Origin of the sequence: Klebsiella sp. JN_Kp122, assembly GCF_040062085.1 — a bacterium.
GTDB classification, from domain to species: domain Bacteria; phylum Pseudomonadota; class Gammaproteobacteria; order Enterobacterales; family Enterobacteriaceae; genus Klebsiella; species Klebsiella aerogenes.
The window spans coordinates 85,192-109,463 of sequence record NZ_JBEAHW010000043.1; the positions used below are offsets into that span (position 1 = coordinate 85,192).

Annotated in this window: 24 protein-coding genes and 1 riboswitch; of the genes, 12 read left to right on the forward strand and 12 right to left on the reverse strand. The window is 55.3% G+C overall.

Annotated features, from left to right (window positions below):
• Nucleotides 1-50 precede the first annotated feature (50 nt).
• Nucleotides 51-782 carry a MerR family transcriptional regulator gene (locus tag ABLU78_RS18310; RefSeq protein ID WP_015365744.1) on the reverse strand — a complete coding sequence of 244 codons (732 nt, stop codon included), beginning with the start codon at nucleotides 780-782 and terminating at the stop codon, nucleotides 51-53.
• Nucleotides 783-981: 199 nt separating this feature from the next.
• Between ABLU78_RS18310 and ABLU78_RS18315 the strand changes: the two genes are divergently transcribed.
• Genes ABLU78_RS18315 through ABLU78_RS18325 form a run of 3 tightly spaced genes read left to right on the forward strand, consistent with a single transcriptional unit; the run spans nucleotide 982 to nucleotide 3,904 of the window.
• The gene (locus ABLU78_RS18315; protein WP_015365745.1) at nucleotides 982-2,670 is read left to right on the forward strand and encodes a sensor histidine kinase; all 1,689 of its coding nucleotides are present in this window, start codon (nucleotides 982-984) and stop codon (nucleotides 2,668-2,670) included.
• Nucleotides 2,664-3,383, forward strand: a complete 720-nt coding sequence (gene btsR / locus ABLU78_RS18320; RefSeq protein ID WP_015365746.1) for a two-component system response regulator BtsR — start codon at nucleotides 2,664-2,666, stop codon at nucleotides 3,381-3,383. The genes ABLU78_RS18315 and btsR overlap by 7 nt, the downstream gene beginning before the upstream one ends.
• Nucleotides 3,384-3,436: 53 nt before the next feature.
• A complete protein-coding gene (locus ABLU78_RS18325; protein ID WP_015365747.1) occupies nucleotides 3,437-3,904 on the forward strand; it encodes a DUF1456 family protein in 468 nt (155 codons plus the stop codon).
• Between the two features lie 43 nt (nucleotides 3,905-3,947).
• Here the strand turns inward: ABLU78_RS18325 and ABLU78_RS18330 are convergent, their stop codons facing one another.
• Complete coding sequence (locus ABLU78_RS18330) at nucleotides 3,948-4,412, reverse strand: YehR family lipoprotein (RefSeq protein ID WP_015365748.1); 465 nt, start codon at nucleotides 4,410-4,412, stop codon at nucleotides 3,948-3,950.
• A 138-nt stretch (nucleotides 4,413-4,550) separates the two neighbouring features.
• Entirely contained in the window at nucleotides 4,551-6,584 is a 2,034-nt protein-coding gene (gene metG / locus ABLU78_RS18335) for a methionine--tRNA ligase (protein WP_045386237.1), read from the reverse strand.
• A gap of 151 nt (nucleotides 6,585-6,735) precedes the next feature.
• Between metG and apbC the strand changes: the two genes are divergently transcribed.
• Complete coding sequence (apbC, locus tag ABLU78_RS18340; protein WP_015365751.1) at nucleotides 6,736-7,845, forward strand: iron-sulfur cluster carrier protein ApbC; 1,110 nt, start codon at nucleotides 6,736-6,738, stop codon at nucleotides 7,843-7,845.
• Here apbC and ABLU78_RS18345 read toward each other — a convergent pair.
• The gene (locus ABLU78_RS18345; RefSeq protein WP_032715595.1) at nucleotides 7,842-8,294 is read right to left on the reverse strand and encodes a GNAT family N-acetyltransferase; all 453 of its coding nucleotides are present in this window, start codon (nucleotides 8,292-8,294) and stop codon (nucleotides 7,842-7,844) included. The two genes, apbC and ABLU78_RS18345, sit on opposite strands and share 4 nt — an antisense overlap.
• Entirely contained in the window at nucleotides 8,287-8,604 is a 318-nt protein-coding gene (locus tag ABLU78_RS18350; protein ID WP_015365753.1) for an RcnB family protein, read from the reverse strand. Before ABLU78_RS18350 ends, ABLU78_RS18345 begins: the two co-directional genes overlap by 8 nt.
• Nucleotides 8,605-8,787: 183 nt before the next feature.
• Between ABLU78_RS18350 and ABLU78_RS18355 the strand changes: the two genes are divergently transcribed.
• Nucleotides 8,788-9,687 (forward strand): LysR family transcriptional regulator, encoded by a 900-nt coding sequence (locus ABLU78_RS18355; protein WP_015365754.1) that lies wholly within the window; start codon nucleotides 8,788-8,790, stop codon nucleotides 9,685-9,687.
• Here ABLU78_RS18355 and ABLU78_RS18360 read toward each other — a convergent pair.
• The gene (locus ABLU78_RS18360) at nucleotides 9,677-11,020 is read right to left on the reverse strand and encodes an NCS2 family permease (protein WP_015365755.1); all 1,344 of its coding nucleotides are present in this window, start codon (nucleotides 11,018-11,020) and stop codon (nucleotides 9,677-9,679) included. The two genes, ABLU78_RS18355 and ABLU78_RS18360, sit on opposite strands and share 11 nt — an antisense overlap.
• 2 nt (nucleotides 11,021-11,022) lie before the next feature.
• Entirely contained in the window at nucleotides 11,023-12,834 is a 1,812-nt protein-coding gene (locus tag ABLU78_RS18365) for an adenine deaminase C-terminal domain-containing protein (protein WP_048229066.1), read from the reverse strand.
• Between the two features lie 124 nt (nucleotides 12,835-12,958).
• Between ABLU78_RS18365 and ABLU78_RS18370 the strand changes: the two genes are divergently transcribed.
• Nucleotides 12,959-13,870, forward strand: coding sequence for a LysR family transcriptional regulator (locus tag ABLU78_RS18370; RefSeq protein ID WP_015365757.1), 912 nt, complete (start codon nucleotides 12,959-12,961; stop codon nucleotides 13,868-13,870).
• Here ABLU78_RS18370 and ABLU78_RS18375 read toward each other — a convergent pair.
• On the reverse strand, nucleotides 13,867-14,289 hold the full coding sequence (locus tag ABLU78_RS18375; protein WP_015365758.1) for a universal stress protein: 423 nt from the start codon (nucleotides 14,287-14,289) through the stop codon (nucleotides 13,867-13,869). The genes ABLU78_RS18370 and ABLU78_RS18375 overlap by 4 nt on opposite strands.
• A 141-nt stretch (nucleotides 14,290-14,430) precedes the next feature.
• Nucleotides 14,431-16,407, reverse strand: coding sequence for an alkyl sulfatase dimerization domain-containing protein (locus ABLU78_RS18380; protein ID WP_015365759.1), 1,977 nt, complete (start codon nucleotides 16,405-16,407; stop codon nucleotides 14,431-14,433).
• A 215-nt stretch (nucleotides 16,408-16,622) separates the two neighbouring features.
• Between ABLU78_RS18380 and ABLU78_RS18385 the strand changes: the two genes are divergently transcribed.
• Entirely contained in the window at nucleotides 16,623-17,258 is a 636-nt protein-coding gene (locus ABLU78_RS18385) for a helix-turn-helix domain-containing protein (protein ID WP_021464500.1), read from the forward strand.
• Between the two features lie 45 nt (nucleotides 17,259-17,303).
• On the opposite strand, the gene ABLU78_RS18390 is transcribed toward ABLU78_RS18385, so the two are convergent.
• Nucleotides 17,304-19,280 (reverse strand): alkyl sulfatase dimerization domain-containing protein, encoded by a 1,977-nt coding sequence (locus ABLU78_RS18390; protein WP_032712021.1) that lies wholly within the window; start codon nucleotides 19,278-19,280, stop codon nucleotides 17,304-17,306.
• Nucleotides 19,281-19,563: 283 nt separating this feature from the next.
• Entirely contained in the window at nucleotides 19,564-19,989 is a 426-nt protein-coding gene (locus ABLU78_RS18395) for a lipoprotein precursor-like protein (protein WP_032706050.1), read from the reverse strand.
• Between the two features lie 309 nt (nucleotides 19,990-20,298).
• On the opposite strand from ABLU78_RS18395, the gene ABLU78_RS18400 reads away from it, so the two are divergent.
• From ABLU78_RS18400 to fbaB, 5 genes are all read left to right on the forward strand, one after another.
• Nucleotides 20,299-20,757, forward strand: a complete 459-nt coding sequence (locus ABLU78_RS18400; protein WP_045389806.1) for an STM2901 family protein — start codon at nucleotides 20,299-20,301, stop codon at nucleotides 20,755-20,757.
• Nucleotides 20,751-21,080 carry a DUF1493 family protein gene (locus ABLU78_RS18405; RefSeq protein ID WP_032714951.1) on the forward strand — a complete coding sequence of 110 codons (330 nt, stop codon included), beginning with the start codon at nucleotides 20,751-20,753 and terminating at the stop codon, nucleotides 21,078-21,080. Before ABLU78_RS18400 ends, ABLU78_RS18405 begins: the two co-directional genes overlap by 7 nt.
• Before the next feature lie 104 nt (nucleotides 21,081-21,184).
• Nucleotides 21,185-21,281, forward strand: a riboswitch (TPP riboswitch).
• A gap of 34 nt (nucleotides 21,282-21,315) precedes the next feature.
• Nucleotides 21,316-22,089 carry a hydroxyethylthiazole kinase gene (gene thiM / locus ABLU78_RS18410; protein WP_045389802.1) on the forward strand — a complete coding sequence of 258 codons (774 nt, stop codon included), beginning with the start codon at nucleotides 21,316-21,318 and terminating at the stop codon, nucleotides 22,087-22,089.
• A complete protein-coding gene (gene thiD / locus ABLU78_RS18415) occupies nucleotides 22,086-22,886 on the forward strand; it encodes a bifunctional hydroxymethylpyrimidine kinase/phosphomethylpyrimidine kinase (protein WP_015365767.1) in 801 nt (266 codons plus the stop codon). Before thiM ends, thiD begins: the two co-directional genes overlap by 4 nt.
• 148 nt (nucleotides 22,887-23,034) lie before the next feature.
• On the forward strand, nucleotides 23,035-24,087 hold the full coding sequence (gene fbaB / locus ABLU78_RS18420) for a class I fructose-bisphosphate aldolase (RefSeq protein WP_015365768.1): 1,053 nt from the start codon (nucleotides 23,035-23,037) through the stop codon (nucleotides 24,085-24,087).
• A gap of 63 nt (nucleotides 24,088-24,150) precedes the next feature.
• Here fbaB and ABLU78_RS18425 read toward each other — a convergent pair.
• Nucleotides 24,151-24,272: hypothetical protein (locus ABLU78_RS18425; protein ID WP_240325678.1), on the reverse strand; the 122-nt coding region annotated here is incomplete at its 5' end.

Sequence of the window (24,272 nt, forward strand, 5' to 3'; positions counted from 1 at the left end):
CTTTTGTTAACGGAGGGATTATACGGTGAAGCGCTGGTGTTAACGAAACATTAATTGCTATTTAGCCAGATCAGGTTTTCCCGCTGTTCCCAATCGCGAAGCTGTGCTGCCTGTGGACTACCCGGCGGTGTGGGGCACCACACCAGTAGGGTGCTGTCAGGAAACAGTTGCGGACGGATCTGGTTCAGGGAATGTGCGACAACGTCGACCCGCCAACCTTGCTCGCAGGCTTTCCAGCCCTCCAGCCACAGTCGGGTGGTGTCATCGGTATTCCAGCCAACCACCACCGCGTGATGGCCGGGGCGTTTCCAGGCATGGGCGAGACATTGGGCGATATGATTGATCAAGATGCCGTCGAGCAGGCTGCGCAGCGCCAGTAGCGTTGGCTGCGGGCTTAACAGGCGGTGGCGGAGCGGATTAATCAGGTAATGGACCAGCGTTTGCGCGGAATAGCTGTGGCTGCGCTCTTTTAGCCATAGGCGCAAGCGTTGGTAATGACCTTCTTGTAGAAAACCGAGCAATATCTCCTGCTGTTCGCGCCAGCCGTCTTCAGCATCCTCTTCGCGGTCAGGTAGCAGGTTTTTTACCTTGCTGACCTGTACGCCGGCATCAATCCAGCGCTTAATTTCGCGAATACGCTCAATTTCATTGTCATTGAATAATCGATGACCGCCATCGGTGCGCTGCGGTTTAATAAGTTCATAACGTCGCTGCCAGGCTCGCAGCGTCACGGGATTGATATCACAAAGCTGAGCCACTTCGCCTATCGTATACAGCGCCATTTTCCCCTCCCGCCGTGTTCTCCTGATTTAACTGTAGAAGGGGTTTATCAATTGTTCATTTTTTGTTCTTTTTGGCCGCGACGAGACGGTGAGAAGTGTGATCGTCGCCGTGATTTAGCATTTTCTTGTATCGCTTCAAAGAAAGTTATCGGCGGTCAGTGTATGTTACGCGCTTTCAAAGGTTGTGTGGTTTGCGGGTATGTACGAGTTCGATCTGGTATTGCTGCTGCTCCAGCAGATGTGCGTGTTTCTGGTCATCGCCTGGCTGATGAGTAAAACGCGGCTGTTCATTCCCCTGATGCAGGTCACCGTGCGTTTGCCGCATAAATTGCTGTGCTATGTCACCTTCTCGATTTTTTGCATTATGGGGACCTATTTCGGTCTGCATATCGAAGATTCTATTGCAAATACCCGCGCTATTGGCGCAGTGATGGGCGGCCTGCTCGGCGGCCCGGTGGTCGGCGGCCTGGTGGGGCTGACCGGGGGCCTGCATCGCTATTCGCTGGGCGGTATGACGGCGTTAAGCTGTATGGTGTCGACCATTGTCGAAGGTCTGCTCGGTGGCCTGGTGCACAGTATCTTAATTAGGCGCGGTCGCCCGGATAAAGTGTTCAGCCCGCTTACCGCCGGGGCTATTACCTTTTTCGCTGAACTGGTACAGATGCTGATAATCCTGCTCATTGCGCGACCCTTTCAGGATGCGCTGCACCTGGTACAGAGTATCGCCGCGCCGATGATGGTCACTAACACCGTCGGCGCCGCGCTGTTTATGCGTATTCTGCTGGATAAGCGGGCGATGTTTGAAAAATATACCTCGGCTTTTTCCGCCACCGCGCTGAAAGTGGCGGCCTCTACCGAGGGGATCCTGCGTCAGGGATTCAACGAAGAGAATAGTATGAAGGTGGCTCAGGTGCTGATTCAGGAACTGGATATCGGCGCTGTAGCCATTACCGACCGCGAGCGGCTGCTGGCGTTTACCGGCATCGGCGATGACCACCATCTACCAGGTAAGCCGATCTCATCATCCTATACGCAAAGGGCGATTGATACCGGCGAAGTGGTTTATGCCGACGGCAACGAGGTGCCGTACCGCTGTTCAATTCACCCTGGATGCAAACTGGGCTCGACGCTGGTCATTCCGCTGCGCGGTGAGAATCAACGGGTTATTGGCACCATTAAGCTATATGAAGCGAAAAACCGCTTGTTCAGCTCAATTAACCGTACGCTGGGGGAGGGGATCGCCCAGCTACTGTCGGCGCAGATCCTTGCCGGTCAGTATGAACGGCAGAAGGCGTTGCTGACCCAGTCGGAAATTAAGCTGCTACATGCTCAGGTCAACCCGCACTTTTTGTTCAACGCCCTGAACACGCTGAAGGCAGTGATTCGCCGCGATAGCGATCAGGCCGGACAATTGGTGCAGTATCTATCAACCTTCTTTCGCAAAAATCTGAAGCGACCAACGGAGATCGTCACCCTGGCGGACGAAATTGAACATGTGAATGCCTATCTGCAAATTGAGAAGGCGCGATTCCAGGATAATTTACAGATACGTATGCAGGTTCCTGCATCGCTTGAACATCTGCAGCTACCGGCGTTTACGTTACAGCCGATAGTCGAAAACGCGATCAAGCACGGCACTTCTCAGCATCTTGGCGTGGGCGAAATTACTATTCGAGCCAGTCAGCATGAGCGTTGGTTACAGCTGGATGTGGAAGATAACGCCGGGCTGTATCGGGATAACCCTAATGCCAGCGGGCTCGGAATGAGCCTGGTGGACAGAAGACTGCGTACGCGCTTCGGCGCCGACTGCGGAATTAGCGTCGCTTGCGAAGCGGAACATTTTACCCGCATTACGCTGCGACTGCCTCTGGAGGAGAATGCATGCTAAAAGTTTTAATCGTCGATGATGAGCCGCTGGCGCGGGAAAATCTGCGCATTCTGCTGGAGGCGCAAAGCGATATTGATATCGTCGGCGAATGCGGCAACGCCGTCGAGGCGATTGGCGCGGTACATAAGCTGCGTCCCGACGTGTTGTTTCTGGACATTCAAATGCCGCGCATCAGTGGGTTGGAGATGGTTGGTATGCTCGATCCAGAGCATCGCCCTTATATCGTCTTTTTAACCGCCTTCGATGAATATGCGGTGAAGGCCTTTGAAGAGCACGCCTTTGATTATCTGCTCAAGCCGATCGAAAACGCCCGGCTGGAGAAAACCCTGAGCCGCCTGCGCCAGGAGCGCAGCCTGCAGGATGTATCCCTGTTGGATGATGCCCGGCAGGCGCTGAAGTACATTCCCTGCACCGGTCACAGCCGCATCTGGTTGCTGCAGATGGAAGATGTGGCTTTTGTGAGTAGCCGGATGAGCGGGATTTACGTCACCGATAGCGAAGGCAAAGAAGGGTTTACCGAACTGACTTTGCGTACGCTGGAAAGCCGTACGCCGCTGTTGCGCTGCCACCGTCAATATCTCGTTAACATGGCGCATTTGAAGGAGATCCGCCTTGAGGAGAATGGGCAGGCGGAATTGTTAATGCGCGCCGGGCAAACGGTGCCGGTCAGCCGCCGCTATCTGAAAAGCCTGAAGGAGGCGATTGGGCTGTAAAAACGCGGAATCATGGTAGACTTAGCGCCAGCATTTTTCATCATGAAGGCATTATGATCAGTAACGATATTTTACGTAGCCTGCGCTACACCCTGAAAACGAATAATAACGGTCTGGTACGCATCTTTGCGCTGGCGGATGCGCCGGTGAGTGCGGAACAACTGGTACCCTGGCTGAAAAAAGAAGACGAAGAAGGGTTTGTGCGCTGCCCGGATATCGTGCTGTCGAATTTCCTCAATGGCCTGATTTACGACAAACGCGGCAAAGATGAGTCGGCGCCGCCGCTGGCGGTCGAGCGCCGGGTGAATAACAATATCGTACTGAAAAAATTGCGTATCGCTTTCTCGCTGAAGACCGACGATATTCTGGCGATCCTGACTCAGCAAAAATTCCGCGTGTCGATGCCGGAAATCACCGCCATGATGCGCGCGCCGGACCACAAAAACTACCGCGAATGCGGCGATCAGTTTTTGCGCTATTTCCTGCGCGGTCTTACCGAACGCGAGCACGCCAAAGGCTAAGCGCCTGACTTGACCCGGGCCTGCGCCCGGGCCCTGCACCTCTTTACTTCTTCACCTCTTTAAAACCCTGCGATTCCAGCAATTTAGTTGACACCGATAGTGAAACAAACTGCTGTGAGCAGTCGGTGAACATCGAGCCCGGCAGTTTGCACAGCTCGCTGATTTTCGCTTTGCTAAAATCCACGGTCAGATGCTCAAGCGCATAGGAATCTTTATAGTCGATGGTCTGTTCTACGCCCTGTAGATTACGATACACGCTGCTAATCGGCTCAATAATGGCCCGCGCCTGTTCTTTATTTTCGGCGCCGATCGATTTATAGGGAATGGTGTTGTCGGCATCCTGACGCAATACTTTGTCGCCGTCATAGTGGTAGGTAAAGCTGAGTTCGACGCCGTTGGTATTCAGCGCAAAGGTTTTACTCTCTTCTTTTTTATTATCGCAGCCGGCGAGGGCCGCCAGCAGAACAGATACGGCCAGCACGCCAGCCATCTTGCGGTTAAATTTCATCACGATTCCCTATGTTGAGTGGTATTGCGCGTCCAGAGAGGAGCAGACAGTAATGATTATTATGGCTATTGCGCGTTGTCGCAACAGAAGGCGTGAAGGGAATAAAAAAGCGCTGCCGGAGCAGCGCTTTTACGGAGGTTATTTAACCTGCTGACCCGGCTGTGCGCCGCTGTCAGGGCTTAACAGGAAGATATCTTTCCCGCCAGGGCCGGCGGCCATCACCATCCCTTCGGAGATGCCGAAGCGCATTTTACGCGGCGCCAGGTTGGCGACCATCACTGTCAGGCGGCCAATGAGCGCCTGCGGGTCCGGGTAGGCGGAGCGGATGCCGGAGAAGACGTTACGCTTCTCGCCGCCGAGATCGAGAGTCAGGCGCAGCAGCTTATCGGAACCGTCGACGAACTCGGCGTTTTCAATCAGCGCGATACGCATATCCACCTTGGCGAAATCGTCAAAGGCGATAGTTTCCTGGATCGGATCATCGGCCAGCGGGCCAGTCACCGGCGCGGCGGCGGCTTTCACTTCTTCTTTAGAGGCTTCCACCAGCGCTTCGACCTGTTTCATCTCAATGCGGTTGTACAGCGCTTTGAAGGCGTTAACCTTGTGCGCCAGCAGCGGCTGCTGGATGGCGTCCCAGCTCAGCTCGGTGTTGAGGAATGCTTCAGCGCGCGCGCTCAGCCCCGGCAGAACCGGCTTCAGCCAGGTCATCAGCACGCGGAACATGTTCAGCCCCATGGTGCAGATTGCCTGCAGGTCGGCGTCGCGGCCTTCCTGTTTTGCCACCACCCACGGCGCCTGCTCGTCAACATAGCGGTTAGCGACGTCGGCCAGCGCCATAATTTCGCGGATGGCTTTACCGAACTCGCGGCTTTCCCACGCTTCGCCGATAGCTGCAGCTGCATCGGTGAAGGTTTTATACAGCGCCGGGTCAGCCAGTTCGGCGGAGAGCATACCGTCGAAGCGCTTATTGATAAAGCCGGCGTTACGCGAAGCCAGGTTCACCACTTTGTTAACGATATCGGCGTTAACGCGCTGGATAAAGTCTTCCAGGTTCAGGTCGATATCATCAATGCGCGAAGAGAGCTTAGCGGTGTAGTAGTAGCGCAGGCTGTCGGCGTCGAAATGGTTCAGCCAGGTGCTGGCCTTGATAAAGGTACCGCGTGATTTGGACATCTTGGCGCCGTTTACCGTGACATAGCCGTGAACGAACAGGTTGGTCGGCTTACGGAAATTGCTGCCTTCCAGCATGGCCGGCCAGAACAGGCTGTGGAAGTACACGATATCTTTACCGATGAAGTGATACAGCTCGGCACTGGAATCTTTCTTCCAGTAGTCATCGAAGCTGGTGGTGTCGCCGCGTTTGTCGCATAGATTCTTAAAGGAACCCATGTAACCGATCGGCGCATCCAGCCAGACGTAGAAGTATTTGCCCGGCGCGTTGGGAATTTCAAAGCCAAAGTACGGCGCGTCACGGGAAATATCCCACTGTTGCAGGCCGGATTCGAACCACTCCTGCATTTTGTTCGCCACCTGCTCCTGCAGCGCGCCGCTGCGGGTCCACGCCTGCAGCATTTCGCTAAAGGACGGCAGGTCGAAGAAGAAGTGCTCAGATTCACGCATCACCGGCGTCGCGCCGGATACTACAGATTTCGGATCGATGAGCTCAGTTGGGCTGTAGGTGGCGCCGCAGACTTCGCAGTTATCGCCGTACTGGTCCGGAGATTTACACTTCGGACAGGTGCCTTTGACGAAGCGGTCCGGCAGGAACATGCCCTTTTCCGGATCGTAGAGCTGAGAGATGGTGCGGTTTTTAATAAAACCGTTTTCTTTCAGACGGGTATAGATAAGCTCCGACAGCTCGCGGTTCTCGTCGCTGTGCGTCGAGTGGTAGTTGTCGTAGCTGATATCGAAACCGGCAAAATCGGTCTGATGCTCCTGACTCATCTCGCCAATCATCTGCTCCGGGGTGATGCCAAGCTGCTGCGCTTTCAGCATAATCGGGGTGCCGTGGGCGTCGTCGGCGCAGATGAAGTTGACTTCGTGGCCGCGCATTCGCTGGTAACGGACCCAGACATCAGCCTGGATGTGCTCCAGCATGTGGCCGAGGTGGATAGAGCCGTTGGCGTACGGCAGCGCGCACGTTACCAGAATTTTTTTCGCGACTTGAGTCATAGTGGGCATTACATCTTCTGTTGTAAAAAGGGCTTTTGATGTTACCTGAAAGGTAATAATTTGGTAAGCCCAAAGCTTATTGTGGGGGAATTATTCCCTTTCAGGTAAACTTAACGGACAAGAATCAACTCACAATAACAAAGGAGTCGGGATGAGTTCGCAATCCCAGGCCAAATCCCCCGAACGTCTACGCGCGATGGTCGCCGGGACTCTGGCTAATTTCCAGCACCCAACCCTGAAACATAACCTCACCACGCTAAAGGCGCTGCACCATGTCGCCTGGCTTGACGATACCGTGCATATCGAGATCCAAATGCCGTTCGTCTGGACCCGCGCGTTTGAGGCGTTGAAGGAGCAATGCAGCGCCGAGCTGCTGCGTATCACCGGCGCGAAAGCCATCGACTGGAAGCTCTCTCACAGTATCGCCACCCTGAAGCGGGTGAAAAACCAGCCGGGTATTAATGGCGTGAAAAACATCATCGCCGTCAGTTCCGGTAAAGGCGGGGTGGGAAAATCCTCTACCGCCGTCAACCTCGCGCTGGCGCTGGCGGCGGAAGGGGCCAAAGTGGGTATCCTTGATGCCGACATCTATGGCCCGTCGATTCCGACCATGCTTGGTGCGGAAGACAGCCGCCCGACATCGCCGGACGGCACTCATATGGCGCCGATTATGAAGTATGGCCTGGCGACGAACTCCATCGGATATCTGGTGACCGATGACAACGCCATGGTGTGGCGCGGCCCGATGGCCAGCAAGGCGCTGATGCAGATGCTGCAGGAGACGCTGTGGCCGGATCTGGATTACCTGGTGCTGGATATGCCGCCGGGAACGGGCGACATCCAACTGACCCTGGCGCAGAACATTCCGGTAACCGGCGCGGTGGTGGTGACGACGCCGCAGGACATCGCGCTGATCGACGCCAAAAAAGGCATCGTGATGTTTGAGAAAGTAGAAGTGCCGGTCGTAGGCATCGTGGAAAACATGAGCATGCATATCTGCAGCAACTGTGGCCACCACGAACCTATCTTTGGCACTGGCGGCGCCGAGAAGCTGGCGGCGAAGTACCACACTCAGTTGCTAGGCCAGTTGCCATTGCATATCACGCTGCGTGAAGATCTGGATAAAGGTACGCCGACGGTTATTGCGCGTCCGGAAAGCGAGTTTACCGATATCTATCGCCAGCTGGCGGGACGCGTGGCGGCGCAGATGTACTGGCAGGGCGAGGTTATCCCGAGCGAGATCGCCTTCCGCGCCGTTTAAGGCTGGGTGTAACGCATCAGCCAATAATCTCCGTCAGGAGACGCGCCCTGTGCTTCGAGTTTCCAGCCGTGATGCTGGTAGAAGCGCAGGGCGTTTTCATTTCGCGACAGACACTTCAGCGTACCACTGCGCTTGAATGAGCGCTGAACCTGTTCCAGCAGCAGGCTACCGACGCCTTTTCCCTGCCACTGCGGATCCACAAACAGGTTATGCAGGAAGTTGTCGATAACCCACACCGAGGCGAATCCTGCCAGCACATCGCCGCATTCGGCGACCCATAGCTGTTCGTCTTGCACCACGGCATCAAAATCTTCCAGCCGCCATTGATCGCCGTTAAGCCATGTCCATGAGGCAAGACGCGCGTCAAGAAACAGCTGACGCAGGCGAGGGTAGTCGCTGGCGCGACCGGGGCGAATGCGCAATTGCGCCTGCGTCGAGGACTTAGCGATGATAGAAGATCTCGCCGTCATACACTTTCAGGATCTTGCCTTCGGTGTCGGTGATCAGAACGTAGTTGCCGCCCATATAGGTCCAGTGACTGCCGGCATCCGGCGCGGGCAGGTTACGCAATTGCCACTGTTTGATGTTGTACTCTGGAGTGAGGTACATCGCCGGCACGGTATCGCCAATATGAAATTGGGTAAAATCAGCGGTGAATTCTTTCATCGCATACTGTTCAATCCCGGAGGCCGGCGCCGCCCAGCTTGCGCTGGCGCTGGCAAGAAGTACGCCCAGAAGCATCATTTTTGTTTTACGCATATTTTCCTCAATATTACCTGGACTCAAAATAGCAGCCTCGTATCATTCCTGAAGCGCTGCTGAAATGGCAAGCACTGGTTTTTTAAAAAGTGTAAGCAAAACACGGCTGAAGTCTTGTCCCGCTTGCGTTGTTAGGCGGTAAATCGCTATTTTGGGAGCATTCTGAAGCAGGGGAGACTTGGCATGTTCAGGCTGGAAGATCTGACCTTATTTGTCCGCGCGGCGGCGTTAGGCAGTTTTAGCGAGGCGGCACGAGAAGCGGGGCAGCAGCCAGCGCAGGTCAGCGCGGCGATAAAACGCCTGGAGACGACGCTCAACATTCGCCTTTTTGCTCGTTCGACCCGTAGCCTGCGCCTGACCCCGGAGGGCGAAACCTGGCTGCCCTACGCCACCCAGATGCTTGATACCCTACAGGCCGGGTTACAGAAAATTCAGGCGCCGGGGGATGAAGTCCGCGGCACGCTGCAAATCGCCGTGCCATCCGATCTTGGACGTAACCTGCTGCTCAAGGTGTTTTGCGCTTTTCGCGAACGTCACCCGGCGTTGCGCCTGCGGCTGCACTTTTCCGATCATCTGACCGACGTGTTTAAAGATCCGGTGGATGTCGCTTTTCGCTACGGCTACCACGAAGACGCTTCGTTTATCTCGCTGCCCGTCGCGCCGGAAAACCGTCGGGTGTTGGTGGCTTCACCGCAGTGGGTTGCCCGCCACGGTCAAATCAGTAGTCTGGAGGAGTTATCCCGGCACAGCGCGCTGTTGTACGTATTACGCGGCCGCCCTTTTGACCGCTGGCCGCTGATTTCAGGTAATGAAGTGCATACCGTGGAGATGAACGGCGCGATTATGAGCGATGATGCGGAGGTGATCCGTCGGCTGGCGGTAGCCGGGGAGGGGATCGCTTATAAATCGTTTCTTGATGTCAGCGACGACCTGCGGGAAGGGCGTCTGGTGCGGTTGCTGCCGGACTTTCAGGGCGATTTAACGCCGCTGAACATGATTTGTCCGCACCGCAAACAGCTCTCTGCCGCGGTGCGTTTGTTATATCAAGAGGTGAAATCACATTGTGAAGCGCTTAGTGCTTAACTAAGGTCGCGAAGTAATAGATTAGCGGGATCGCCAGCACCCACAGGCCAATCGGAATTTCACGCCACTTGCCGGCGATCGCTTTGATGACAATGTAAAACAGCAGTCCGCCGGCAATACCGGTGCCGAAGCTGTTGGCGATTAGCGTAATCATCACCATCATTAACACCGGCAGTCCGTCGGTAAAGTTCCCCAGATCGACTTTGCGCAGGCCGCTAAACATGTTCAGGCCTATCAAAATTAACGCCGGCGCGGTGGCCTCTTTAGGGATCATGAGCGCCACCGGCGTAAACAGCAACATCAGCAGGAACATCACCGCCGCCGCCAGCGCGGTGAGGCCGGTCTTGCCGCCGGCTTCCGCTGCCGCGGATGATTCAATCAGCGCCGTAGCCGCCGGAATACCGACCCACGGGCCCAGCGCGGCGGCAATCGAATCGACCATAAACGGGCGATTAATCTGCGGCATGTTGCCTTCTTCATCCAGTAAGCCCGCCTCGCCGCCGACCGCCAGGGTCGTACCCATGGTCGAGAAAAACTCGGACGCGAAAAAGACGAACAGGAACGGCAGGAAGGCGATATTTAATGCCCCCAACAGATCGATTTGCCCGAACACCGGAGCCAGCGAGTGAGGAACATCAATAAAGCTGTCCGGTAGCTTTGTCACGCCGAATGGAATACCCACCAGGGTGGCGAAAAGAATAGCCCACAATATCGCGCCTGGCACTTTACGCGCCTGTAGCGCTATTGCCAGAAACAGGCCGCACAGCGCCACCAGCGCGCCGGGGGCAAGAAAATCACCGAGCATCAGGGCGTTGGTTTTGGCATTCGCCAGCACCAGCCCGGCATTGCGAAAGCCGAGAACCGCGACGAATAACCCGATCGAGGCCGTCAGCCCCAGCTTAATTGATTGCGGTACCGAGCGGGTGACCACTTCGCGCAGGCCGAATTGGGTCAACAGGAAGAAGAGGATCCCCGACCAGCAGGCAATCCCGAGGCCAATCTGCCAGCCGATACCTTCGCTGCCCGCCAGCGTCACCCCCACCAGTACCGAGCCGCCAATGCCCGGACCGACGATAAACGGCAGGTTGGCATAAAACGCCATTAATAACGAACCAGCGACAAAGACCAGGATGGTGCCGGTGGTGGCGGCGCCTTTATCCATTCCGCCAATCGCCAGCAGCCCTGGAATGACCACCAGTAAATAGGCGGCGGCGAGAAAGCCGGTGATCCCGGCCAGGCATTCGGTGCGTAGCGAACCGCCCCGTGAGTGCAGCGCAAAGCGGCGCTCCAGCCAGTGGCTACGGGCAGAAGTATGAAGTGTGTTATCGGCCATGCTCAGGCTCCCTGAGGATTATTGTTGTGATGAGTGGGCGCCGGAGTCTCCCGGCAGGCTATCAACGGGTCAACTATCTGGCGACTGCCGCCGTCGGTGAGACCCAAATCGGTTAGATGCGGCCCGGCATTACAGGCGAGGCAGGTGCCTTCAATCGCTTTAAATACCCGGTATGGCGGCTCCCAGTCGGCGACTTTACTGCTTAAATCTCGCAGCTCGCGGAACTGCCGCGCCAGCTCGGCGGCGGGAAGATCGGAGAGCATGCCGGCAATCGGCATCGCCACATGGGCCAGGATCTCGCCCTGTTGCGCCAGCGCCATTCCGCCGCCGGAAGCGATCAACTGATTTGCCGCCAGCGCCATATCATTCGCAGCGCGCCCGAGCACCACCAGGTTATGTGAGTCATGCGAGTAGCTGGTGGCAATGGCGCCGCGCAGCTCGCCCCAGCCTTCGAGCAGGGCGATTTGCGGCGATGCCTGATGGCGGCCATGGCGGTGTTTCACCCAAATCAGGCTAAAGCCCGCGGGCAGTTGTACTTCGCCGTCGCGGATCTGTACTTCTACTTCACCCCATTTCGTGAAGCGCGCGCCGCTGATGTGGCGCAGGCGGGCGACGCCATGGCGAATGCCCTTAATTCGCAGAACAAAATCTTCTGCATCGAGGGGGGCTAACTGCAAGGTATCACGCGGTGGCGTCACGCCGGGCGCGGCGGCAATGGGGGTTAGCAGGCGGCCGTTACGAGCGATAAGTTTGCCGCCGACATAGACCTCCTGAGCCTCGAGTTTCTCCAGCGAATCAAACACCACCAAATCCGCGCGTCGCCCCGCGGCAATTAGCCCAAGATCGTTGCGCTGCAGGCGAATAGCGGCATTGAGGGTGGCGAAACGCAGCACATCGACCGTTGGCAAACCGTGTGCAATCAGCAGGTTGAGCAGGGCGATAATGCCGCCTTTCTCCAGCAGCATATCCGGCGGTACGTCATCGGTGCAGACGGTGATTTGCGAGGAGAGATGCGGCAGCGTTTTTAACGCCGCAACGATATCGGGCAGTAGATAGGGGTGCGAGCCGCGAATTTCGATAGTCAGCCCGGCGCGCAGTTTTTCCAGCGCATCGGCCGCTGAAGTCAGTTCGTGATCGGAGGTGACGCCGGCGGCGAGATACGCCTGTAAATCGGCGCCGCTGAGCCCACGGGCATGGCCCTCAATCAGTTTGCCGCTGTTAAGTCCGGCCTGGACAATCTCCTGCATCCGTTCGCTGCCGTTCAGCACGCCATGCATGTCCATCACTTCCGCTACGCCGCGTACTTCCGGCCAGCCAAGCATAGTTTCCATTTCAGCGCCGGCGAAATCAGCGCCGGACATTTCGAGACCTGGCGTAGAGGGGACGCTGGATGGCGCGGCCACCATCACCTGTAGCGGCAGGTGGCGGCTGGCATCAACCGCGTAGCGCACGCCATCGACGCCGAGCACGTTGGCCAGTTCATGTGGGTCCCAGAACACCGCGGTGGTACCCTGCGTCAGGACGATTTCGGCGTAGCGCTCGGGCGGAAGATGCGAACTTTCAAGGTGTACGTGGGTGTCCATCAAGCCAGGCGACAGATAGCCGCCCTGCAGCGAGCGCACTTCATGGGCGTCGGTGCGGCTGCCGCGCGGATGCACGCTGGCAATCATTTCCCCAACGATGCCGACGTCAGCGTCGCGGATTTCGCCAGTGGCCATATCGACGATCTGCGCATCGACGAGCAACAGATCAAACGGGGATTCGCCGCGTGCGGCCTGCACGGCGCGACGACGGACTTCAGCATTGCTGGACATAACAACTCCACCACAAGGATAATGCGGATACTCTATGGGCACAGCAAACGTTTGCCCAGATGAATAAATTTATCGCCCGATAAGCTCGGGTTATTCTGTATGACCATTGGTAGCGAACCTGACAATGAACGAACCCTGGCAACGTCTGCCCGCGCTCTCACTGAAACAACTGCAGTATTTTGTGACCCTGGCTCAGTTGCGCCATTTTACCGATACCGCCAATCGGCTGGCGATTAGCCAACCGGCGCTCAGCAGTGCGCTACGGCAGATTGAAAGTGTGATCGGCGGCAAGCTGGTCAATCGTACCGCCTCGGCGGTGACTCTGACGGAACTGGGGGCGGCGATTTTACCCCATGCCCAGCGGATACTGAGCGTGGCCCAGGCATCTTTTTTTGATATGCAACAGATCGTGGAAGCGGGCGGCGATGGCACGGTGCGTATCGGGCTGGTGCCGTCGGTGAGCTCACTGCTGTTTCCGCTGCTGCCGCAAACCCTGGCGCAGGCCTTTCCGCGTCTGCGCATCGAATTTCATGACCAGACCAACGATGCGTTAATGCGGGCGCTGCAAAGCGGTGAGATTGATTTTGGTATCGGCGCGATCGACAGTTCGCTACCAGCTGAGCTACTGGTTTATCCGCTACGCGAGGATCCGTTCGTGGTGGTACTGCACCGCGACGATCCGCTCGCTGCGCAGCCAAATTTACCGTGGAAGCAGTTGGTAGGCCGTGATATTGCCGTTTTCTCAAAGGGGAATATTCAGCGGCTGGTGGCGGCGCTGGTGGAAAGCCAGCGTTTGACCTTAACGACGCGTTACCAGGTAGACTATATCGAAACCCTTTATGGGCTGGTACGTTCGCGGCTGGCGGTGGCCATTCTCCCGGCGCTGTATACGACCTATCTGCACGATCCGGCGTTAAAGGTGGCGCAACTGCAGCAGCCGGCGCTCACGCGGACGGTGGCCCTGATGCGTGGGCCGCAGGCGCTTGCACCGTTAATCGAAGAGTGTTTTTCTCTGTTACAGTCCGCATTGCGCTAGGGCAGGTGTTTTATCAGTACGTCCACCGTCAAATGGTTGATGTACTCCAGCGAGTGCGAGGAGAGCACCCCCAGTAGCCGGTTATGGTGTCCGGCGATAATTAAATCGATATGGCGTTGTTGTACGCACTCTTCGACATCAGCAAAACGGCGGGTCGTCACCAGCGATAGCGTCTGTACCGGCAGGGCGACGGTCGTCGCCAGCTCGTTGAGTAGGGCTTTGGCCTGAATGACCTCTTGCGATACTTCATCATTCTGCAGGCTGTCGGACACGTAATTAAGCGCCCGGTAGTCGGTGCTGATGTGGGCGATGGTAATCCGCATCCCGTTTTCCTGCGCCATCCTGGCGGCGTGTTGTAGCAACGGAACACCATCAAGGCTGCTATTAATCAGTACCAGCGCATGGTGATAAACGGTCATATATACCTCCGCGCAATAAAACAGTCCTGAACTCATTTTGGGCCTGCGGCGAGGGGAACGCAAATCAGAACATGCGAGGCGAATGGATAAAAAAATCCCCCGCGGCCAGAAAGGGCGCGAGGGAGATTCAGCGATTATCGCTTACGGGGTGACAATGTTGAACCAGAATTCAAATTTGTCCATGTAGCTCAGCATTTCATCGAGCTTAGCGCCATTGCCGCTAATCTTGACGTCGCCCTTATCTTCAGCCTGCTTCAGCGTTTCCTGTTTCAAAATGATCTTGTTCAGGGTATCGCGGTTCAGAGTAATACTGGCGTCAGCGTTGTCTGCTACCGCATTAGCGGTGTGGTTAAGCACGCCATTTTCCAGTTCCAGCTTGTACTTACCGCCATCTTTACCAAGATCGATGTTGAAGACCGCTTTTGCCGCGCCGGCTTTCTGGCCGTTGATATGTACGCCCAGGTAGTCGAAGAACATCTCCGGAGTCATTGCACGAACGGTATCCGGGCTGGCGGTGTTAGGCGTCGGGAGCTTCTGTACGCCGTTACGCAGTTCCTGCGCGCCGGTCAGGTAGAAGTTGCGCCAGGTACCGGCTTCCGCCTGGTAGCCTAACTGCTCCAGGGCATCCGCTTCGAGGTTACGCGCATCGGCATTCTGCGGGTCGGCGAAGACGATTTTACTGGTCACCTGCGCCACCCAGCGGTAGTTCCCCTGCTGATAGTCGGCTTTGGCTTTCTGCATGATGGCATCGGCGCCGCCCATGTATTCAACGAACTTCTTCGCAGCCTGTTGCGGCGGCAGCTCGTCGAGGGTCGCCGGGTTGCCATCGAACCAGCCGAGGTAGTAAACGTACGTCGCTTTCACATCGTGGCTGACGGAGCCGTAATAACCGCGGCTCGACCACTGTTTTTCCAGCGATTCCGGTAGCTTGAAGTTAGCGGCGATTTCATCGCGGGTCAGGCCTTCGTTGGCCATACGCAGGGTCTGGTCGTTGATGTAGCGATACATGTCGCGCTGACCTTTCATCAGCTTGATAATGTTGTCATTACCCCAGGTTGGCCAGTGGTGCTGAGCGATAATGACTTCAGCATCGTTGCCCCAGCGGTCGATAGCGGCGTTAATATATTTTGACCAGGCCAGCGGATCGCGGATCTTCGCGCCGCGTAGCGAGTAAGTGTTGTGCAGGGTATGGGTAACATCCTCTGCCGCTTCAATCATTTTCTTCTCTTTGACATACCACAGCATTTCCGACGGTGCTTCGGAACCTGGCGCCATCATGAAGTCGTAGGTCAGGCCATCAATCACTTCCTGCTGGCCGGTTTTAGTGATGTAGTTGGTCGGCTGGAGCAGCGTCACGGTACCCGCAGAGGTGGTGGTGCCAAGACCAGCGCCGACCTGGCCTTTGGCGTCAGGCTTCAGCAGGTTGCCGTACATATAGCTGGCGCGACGACTCATCGCGGTACCGGCCATAATGTTCTCGGAAACCGCTTCTTCCATGAATCCGGCCGGGGCGTAGATTTTTACTTTGCCAGCCTTCACGTCGGCTTCATCAACCACGCCGCGGATGCCGCCGTAGTGGTCAACATGGCTGTGGGTGAACAGGACGGCGACAACCGGCTTTTTACCGCGGTTGGCGTAGTAGAGATCCATCGCTTCTTTCGCCGGCTCGGCGCTCAGCAGCGGGTCGATAACGGTGATCCCTTTCTCGCCTTCAATGATGGTCATGTTGGAGAGATCGAGATTACGGATCTGATAAACACCGTCGGTGACTTTAAACAGGCCGCCGATATTAATCAGCTGTGACTGGCGCCACAAGCTCGGGTTAACGGTATCCGGGGCTTTTTCACCTTCTTTGACGAAGTCATATTTTGCCGGGTTCCAGATAACGTTGCCTTGCTCGCCTTTAATCATGGTCTGCGGCAGCGCGGCGATAAAACCTTTATGCGCGTTATCGAAATCAGTTTTATCGGCAAACGGCAGTTTGTTGTACAGCGCGTTATTTGCCTGCTGAGTTGCCGGGGTGGCGTCCTGCTGCTGGGCGGCAGCGAAGGCGGAAAGCGACAGCGAAGTTAAAACACCGGCCAGAGCCAGATGTTTAGCGATCTGATTTAATTTCATTGCATGGCCTCTTAGATTATTTGTTCCGCTATCAATGTTTAATATCAGCGGATAATTCAAATGCGGACTAATTACTGGCCATTTTAAAGCGAATACTTTGCGTTGATAGTCCCATATGGGACTGGTCATTATCAAAGAAATAATCACCCTCGAATCTGCTATCACTTCGCTGCTATACTCGATACCACAGCAGACTGCGCAGCAAGGGGCATAGCGTGAATTTTCAGGATATCCATAGCTATTATCAGCAACTCAACATTGATGCCTTTTTTCCGCAAATAATTGCGCAAGGGGAAGCCCTGACGGTTGCGGCTAATAAAAAATTAGCAATTCAGCCAGGATATATTTATTTTTGCACTGAAGGTTCGCTGTCAATATTAATGCCGGATAATGGCCTTCATATTGGTAATTCCATTGAGTATATGCCGATAGGGCTTATGGAAAGGTACTGCCCGCTGGCGAAGTTTGAATATATCAGCAGCGCGGCGGTGAAGCTGGTTAAAGTCACTTATGATGTCTTTGACCAAATCTTTTTACACGGCGGCCCTGAACGCGTGCAGGAGCTGGCGATCATTCTGACCTATATGTCGATTTTTACTATCGATCTTCATAACGAACGCCGGCAGATGACCAGCTATCAGACCATCAGGCCGATGCTGTTTCGTTATCTTTATCGCCAGAGTACCCATCAGGGGGAAAACGAAGGCCTGGCGCTGTTTATTATTAAGCGCACTAATCTGTCGCGCACGCATGTTTTTCGGGTGCTGGCGGATCTGAAAGCCGGGGGCTATATCACGATGAAGCGCGGCAAACTGGTTTCTATCGACCGACCATTGCCGGAAGCCTACTAGCAGAGAGGGAAAACTCCCGCGACCGGGCGCCGCGGGAGCAGGACATTATGGCGTAACGATGTCGAACCAGAATTCGAACTTGTCCATATAGCCCAGCATTTCATTGAGCTTATCGGCGTTACCGGTGATTTTCGCATCGCCGTTATCAACGGCCTGCTTCAGCGTCTCCTCTTTGAGGATGATCTTATTCAGGGTGGCGCGGTTGAGGGCGATAGTGGTATCGGCATCTTTCGCTTCCGCATTAGCGGTATGGTTCAGTACGCCGTTTTCCAGCTCCAGCTTATACTTGCCGCCGTCGCTGCCGAGATCGATATTAAAGACCGATTTCGCGTTACCCGCTTTCTCGCCGTTGATGTGCACCGCCAGATAGTCGAAGAACATTTCTGGTGTCATTGCGCGCACGGTATCCGGGCTGGCGGTGTTCGGGGTTGGTCCTTTCACCACGCCGTTACGCAACTCCTGCGCGCCGGTGAGGTAGAAGTTACGCCACGGGCCGGATTCCGCCTGATAGCCTAACTGTTCAAGGGCATCTGCTTCCAGATTACGCGCATCCTGGTTTTTCGGATCGGCGAAGACGATTTTACTGACCACCTGAGCTACCCAACGATAGTTACCCTGGTCGTAATCCTCTTTCGCTTTCTTCATGATGGCATCGGCGCCGCCCATGTAATCGACGAATTTCTTCGCCGCTTCTTCCGGCGGCAGTTCGTCGAGGGTGGCCGGGTTGCCGTCGAACCAGCCGAGATACAGCACGTAGGTGGCTTTCACGTCGTGGCTAACAGAGCCGTAGTAACCGCGGTTAGCCCAGGTGTTGGCAAGGCTATCCGGCAGTTTGAATTTAGCGGCAATTTCATCGCGAGTCAGCCCTTCGTTAGCCATACGCAGGGTCTGGTCGTTAATGTAACGGTACAGGTCACGCTGGCTCTTCAGCAGGTTGACCACGTTTTCGTTGCCCCAGGTCGGCCAGTGGTGCTGAGCCATAATAATCTCAGCCTTGTCGCCCCAGCGTACAATCGCTTCGTTGATGTACTTCGACCACGGCAGCGGTTCGCGGATTTTCGCGCCGCGCAGCGAATAGGTGTTGTGCAGGGTGTGTGTTACGTCTTCCGCGGATTCAATCAGTTTTTTCTCTTCGATGAACCACAGCATTTCCGATGGCGCTTCTGAACCTGGCGCCAGCATAAAGTCATAGGTCAGACCGTCAATAACTTCTTTCTGACCGTCTTTTTCAATGATATTAGTTGGGGCAATCAGGGTAACGGTACCCGCCGAGGTGGTGGTGCCCAGACCGGCGCCGACCTGTCCGGTGGCCGATGGTTTCAGCAGGTTGCCGTACATGTAGCTGGCGCGGCGGCTCATGACGTTACCGGCCATAATGTTTTCAGCCACCGCCGCTTCCATAAAGCCGGACGGTGCGTAAATTTTTACTTTGCCGGATTTCACATCCGCTTCATCAACCACGCCGCGCACGCCGCCGTAGTGGTCAACGTGGCTGTGGGTGTAGATAACGGCGACGACCGGTTTCTTACCGCGGTTTTTGTAATACAGATCCATGCCCACTTTGGCGGTTTCTGCCGACACCAGCGGATCCACGACGGTAATGCCTTCTTTACCTTCGATGATGGTCATGTTGGAAAGATCCAGATTGCGGATCTGGTAGACGCCGTCGGTCACCTCAAACAGGCCGCTGATGTTAATCAGCTGCGACTGCCGCCACAGGCTCGGGTTGACGGAATCCGGGGCTTTTTCACCTTCTTTGATGAAAGAGTACTGTTGCGGATCCCATACTACGTTACCTTGTTCTCCTTTAATGATCTCGGTGGGCAGGGCGGCAATAAACCCTTTATGGGCGTTGGTGAAATCGGTGTTATCAGAGAAGGGGAGTTGGTTATAGAGAGCGTCGTTGGCTTGTTTGGTGGCAGCGGTCGCTTCTTTTGCGGCGACTTCCGCCCATGCTGACAAGCTGATCGATGACAGCAAGCCGGCAATGGCTAATCCTTTCACTATGGGGGTCAATTTCATTGGAATCCTCTTACCTTAATGGCGATTCACTCGTTAATTCCGATCTGACGTGGTGTTACAACTTGTAACGCTTTCTTGAACTATAACCATTTGTTTACATTGAGCAAGTTTGTGGTTACAAAAAAAATACATTAATTAAAAAACTACTCTCTCGTAGGTAAAATGAGATTTATCCAATGGGATTAATGCCGCTTATTTAGCGCGGCGTTTGACGTGTCGGCTACTGCGGGGAAGGGGGAAAAAGCAGCCCTTAGGCCGCTTTTAAATTAACAAGGAAGAGACGCTATTTGGCGTAGCCTAAAAATTTACCGTCCTGCATGACGGCAATTTTTCCGGATTGGTAGACAATAAAAACGTATAAACCCTGCGAATAGGTTTTCGCGTCAGCATTGCTTTCGTCTAAGGCCGCGGGTTTGCCATCAACTGTCAGCCCGGTTGAGTTTGTGACAAGCTTCATACCATTGAAGATCTTGACTTTTTTGCTGGATTGCGCTTTCTGCACGGGATATAAAGCCTGTGCATTTTCCAGCGCCTGTTTCTCCGCTGCGGCGTTCACCGTAGCCTGTTTGTTTTGTTCCGCAATATAACAGGCATCTTTACTGATCCCCTGTGCTTCGCACTCGGCCATACGCTGCGCTGGTGAACTGCAACCAATCGCGATGGCTGCGCTGAGTGCCAGCAGCAGCATAGAAACGTGTTTCACTTTCATCATTAACGACCTTAGTGTCGAAATTATTTTTAACATGTTATGCAAACTAACGGCAGCGGCGACTACTGCGGTTACTGTGTTCGCTTAGTTAGTAACGCGTAGTAACTATGTCTTATGGTTATTAAGTGAATTGTGATCTAAATCAACCGCCGCACGGATAGCTAAAATTTTGTGTAATCGCTTACATGGCGCAGGAAAAAGTGGCGTCTCTGTGGCAAACGTACAAGGATGATACAACGACGCGTAATGACGGTATGCAAATCAGCCATTATGATGGCGCTTTCTACAAGGATCATAAGGGATTATGAAGTGGATACTGTTGAGGAAATAAATGGAACATACTTTTTTGCGGGGCGTTCAAACCTTACCGCCTCAGAACTATTTTTCATGGTCTTTGTCTTCAATACTGCTGATCAATTTGGTATCAAAGATGTTGCCTCTGTATATGCACTGTATGCGGGTATAAATGATCAGGCGACACGGGCTAAACCCGGAACGGCAATTCCTGGAACATCCAGACTATCGAAAGGTGCCAGACGAGTATTTGGCAATAGAATGTTCCCATTTGGGTTAAAAATGCCTACATGGATTGGCGGTTATACTCCATGGACTGCAAAAAGGAGGATGGTGAGGAAAATTGGAACGTGGGTGGGACGGACTATTCCCCTCATTGGTGAAGTGATCATTGTGGCTGATGTATCGCAGATCATTTACAACACGATCATTGAATACAATACCATCGCGCGGGGCAACGATAAGCTATGGTAGAAGATATCGAAAAACGCGTCATCAAGTTGTTCACTATTCGTAGTGGGACCTATATCCTCAGGAACAAGAAATACGCTACATACACGGCAGACTCGAGTATTCATTTTGATGTCCAGTTAGATCAAGATGACGTTGAAGAGTTGGTTGAAGACTATGCAAAAGAGTTCAACGTCGACATGTCGAATTTCCATCTTGAAACGTACTATCCCGAAGTCAATTTTTCATGGAATCCATTTAAAAAGCCTGAACCAGTAGATGTTCCAGAGTTCACCATTGATATGTTTATCCAGTCTGCCAAAGCCGGGAGATGGTTGTACGATTAAGGGACATATCGCCAGTAGATCTACCGCTTTTACCGTTTACAAGACTTATCGCTGGCATTACTATCCTGATTAAAGATTAACGGAACGTTAGTCGCCATTTTGTACCAAATGACTCGGGGTGCCCTTCTTTGTGAAGGCTGAGAAATACCCGTACCACCTGATCTGGATAATGCCAGCGTAGGGAAGTCAGAGACCGCATGGTCTGCGCTGCTTCCTCATCTGGCGGGAGCAAACCATGCATCAACCGCTAAATCCGGCGCATATCGCGCACCTACAACAGCTTTTCCGCACCTCTTCGCCGCTTGTTCACTGTATGACCAACGATGTGGTCCAGACTTTCACCGCTAACGTCCTGCTGGCTATTGGCGCCTCGCCGGCGATGGTGATTGATCCTACGGAAGCCGCGCAGTTTGCCGCCATTGCCGATGCGCTATTGATTAATGTCGGGACCTTAACCACTGAGCGCGCCAACGCGATGCGAGCGGCGGCGCAGAGCGCCCGCCAGGCGGGAAAACCCTGGACGCTGGATCCGGTTGCCATCGGCGCGCTGACGCTACGCACTGATTTTTGTCGCGAATTACTGGAACTGCGGCCTGCGGCGATTCGCGGCAACGCCTCGGAAATCATGGCGCTGGCGGGGAGCAGCGGCGGCGGGCGCGGCGTGGACACGACCGATAGCGTAGCTGCGGCGTTACCCGCAGCCCAGGCGCTGGCGCGCAAGCTCAATACCGTGGTCGCGGTGACGGGCGAGGTGGATTACATCAGCGATGGTGAGCGCACGCTTGCCGTGAGCGGCGGTGATGTCCTGATGACGCGGGTGGTCGGGACCGGCTGCGCGTTATCCGCGGTGGTGGCGGCAAGCGCCGCGATGCCCGGCGATCGGCTGCAAAACGTGGCAGCCGCCTGCGGCCTGATGAAAATGGCGGGAGGTGAAGCGGCGCGACACGGCGGCCCCGGCAGTTTTATCCCGGCATTCCTCGACGCGTTATACTCGGAGGTGCCGGCATGAAGCGGATTAACGCCTTAACCATCGCCGGCACCGATCCCAGCGGCGGCGCCGGGATCCAGGCCGACCTCAAAACATTCTCCGCACTCGGCGCTTACGGCTGCTCGGTGATCACCGCGCTGGTGGCGCAGAATACCCGCGGCGTGCAGTCGGTATACCGCATTGAGCCGGACTTCGTGGCGGCGCAGCTGGATTCGGTGTTTAGCGACGTGCGAATCGATACTACGAAAATCGGCATGCTGGCGGAAACCGATATCGTTGAAGCGGTGGCGGAACGTCTTGCCCGCTATCAAATTGCCAACGTGGTGCTGGATACCGTAATGCTGGCGAAAAGCGGCGATCCGCTGTTATCCCCTTCCGCCATTGCGACGCTGCGCCAGCGCCTGCTGCCGCACGTTTCACTGATCACCCCGAATTTGCCGGAGGCCGCGGCGCTGCTCGATGCGCCGCATGCGCAAAGCGAGCGCGAGATGCTGGAACAGGGCAGGGCGCTGTTGGCGCTAGGCTGCGGGGCGGTATTAATGAAGGGCGGACATCTGGACGACGCCGAAAGCCCGGACTGGCTGTTTACCCGCGAAGGCGAACAGCGCTTTACCGCGCCGCGCGTGCAGACCAAAAATACCCACGGTACCGGCTGTACGTTATCTGCCGCGCTGGCGGCGCTGCGTCCGCGCTATGCCGATTGGGGACAAACGGTCGCCGAAGCGAAAGGCTGGCTGTCGGCGGCGCTGGCGCAGGCCGATTCGCTGGAAGTGGGGCACGGTATCGGCCCGGTACATCATTTCCACGCCTGGTGGTAAATGGCAGTGAAACGAGACAGCAGAATCTACTGAAAAAACGCGCTCCCGGCTGGAAAATATGCTAACTCGGTACCAGGCTTAACCTGCCCAAAATTTTTGGGTTGGGATAAAACATGCTGGCTGCGGCCAGCACTTACGGGAGATAGCTATGACTGATATTACGCAGTTGCTTGGCAAAGATGCCGACAGCCTTTTACAGCACCGTTGTATGACTATTCCAGCCGATCAACTCTATTTACCGGGAGCGGATTACGTCGACCGGGTGATGGTGGATAACAACCGCCCGCCTGCGGTGCTGCGTAATATGCAGACCCTCTACAACACCGGGCGTCTGGCGGGAACGGGGTACCTGTCCATTCTGCCGGTCGACCAGGGCGTAGAGCACTCGGCGGGCGCGTCGTTCGCCGCCAACCCGCTCTACTTCGATCCGAAGAATATCGTGGAACTCGCCATCGAAGCCGGCTGTAACTGCGTGGCTTCTACCTATGGCGTACTGGCCTCGGTATCGCGCCGCTACGCGCACCGCATTCCATTCCTCGTTAAGCTCAACCATAACGAAACGTTGAGCTACCCGACCGAGTATGACCAGACCCTGTACGCCAGCGTCGAACAGGCGTTCAACATGGGCGCGGTTGCGGTTGGCGCGACGATCTATTTCGGCTCCGAACAGTCGCGTCGGCAGATTGAAGAGATATCCGCCGCCTTTGAACGCGCGCACGAGCTCGGCCTGGTCACCGTGCTGTGGGCCTATCTGCGCAACCCGGCATTCAAAAAAGATGGCGTCGATTACCACGTTTCCGCTGACCTGACCGGCCAGGCCAACCATCTGGCCGCCACCATTGGCGCTGATATCGTGAAGCAGAAAATGGCCGAGAATAACGGCGGCTATAAGGCGGTGAACTTCGGTTATACCGACGATCGCGTCTACAGCAAGCTGACCAGCGATAACCCGATCGATCTGGTGCGCTATCAGCTGGCGAACTGCTATATGGGCCGCGCCGGGTTGATTAACTCCGGCGGGGCGGCGGGCGGCGAAACCGATCTTGCCGATGCGGTGCGCACGGCGGTAATCAATAAACGCGCCGGCGGCATGGGGCTGATCCTCGGTCGTAAAGCCTTTAAGAAATCGATGAGCGAAGGCGTGAAGCTGATCAACGCGGTGCAGGATGTCTATCTGGACGGCAAAGTCACCATCGCGTAAGGCAAAAATCCGGGCGCGAGGCCCGGATTGACTATTTTACTTACCCCGGTCTCCGGGGTTTTTTTATGATTTTACTGTGCTGACGTTCAGCTGTTCAGCCGCTTCGCTGGTAGCAAAACCGGGCTGCTCAACGCGAATAAACGGGCACAGACAAAACGCCAGCAGATAGAGCGCGGTATAGGCCA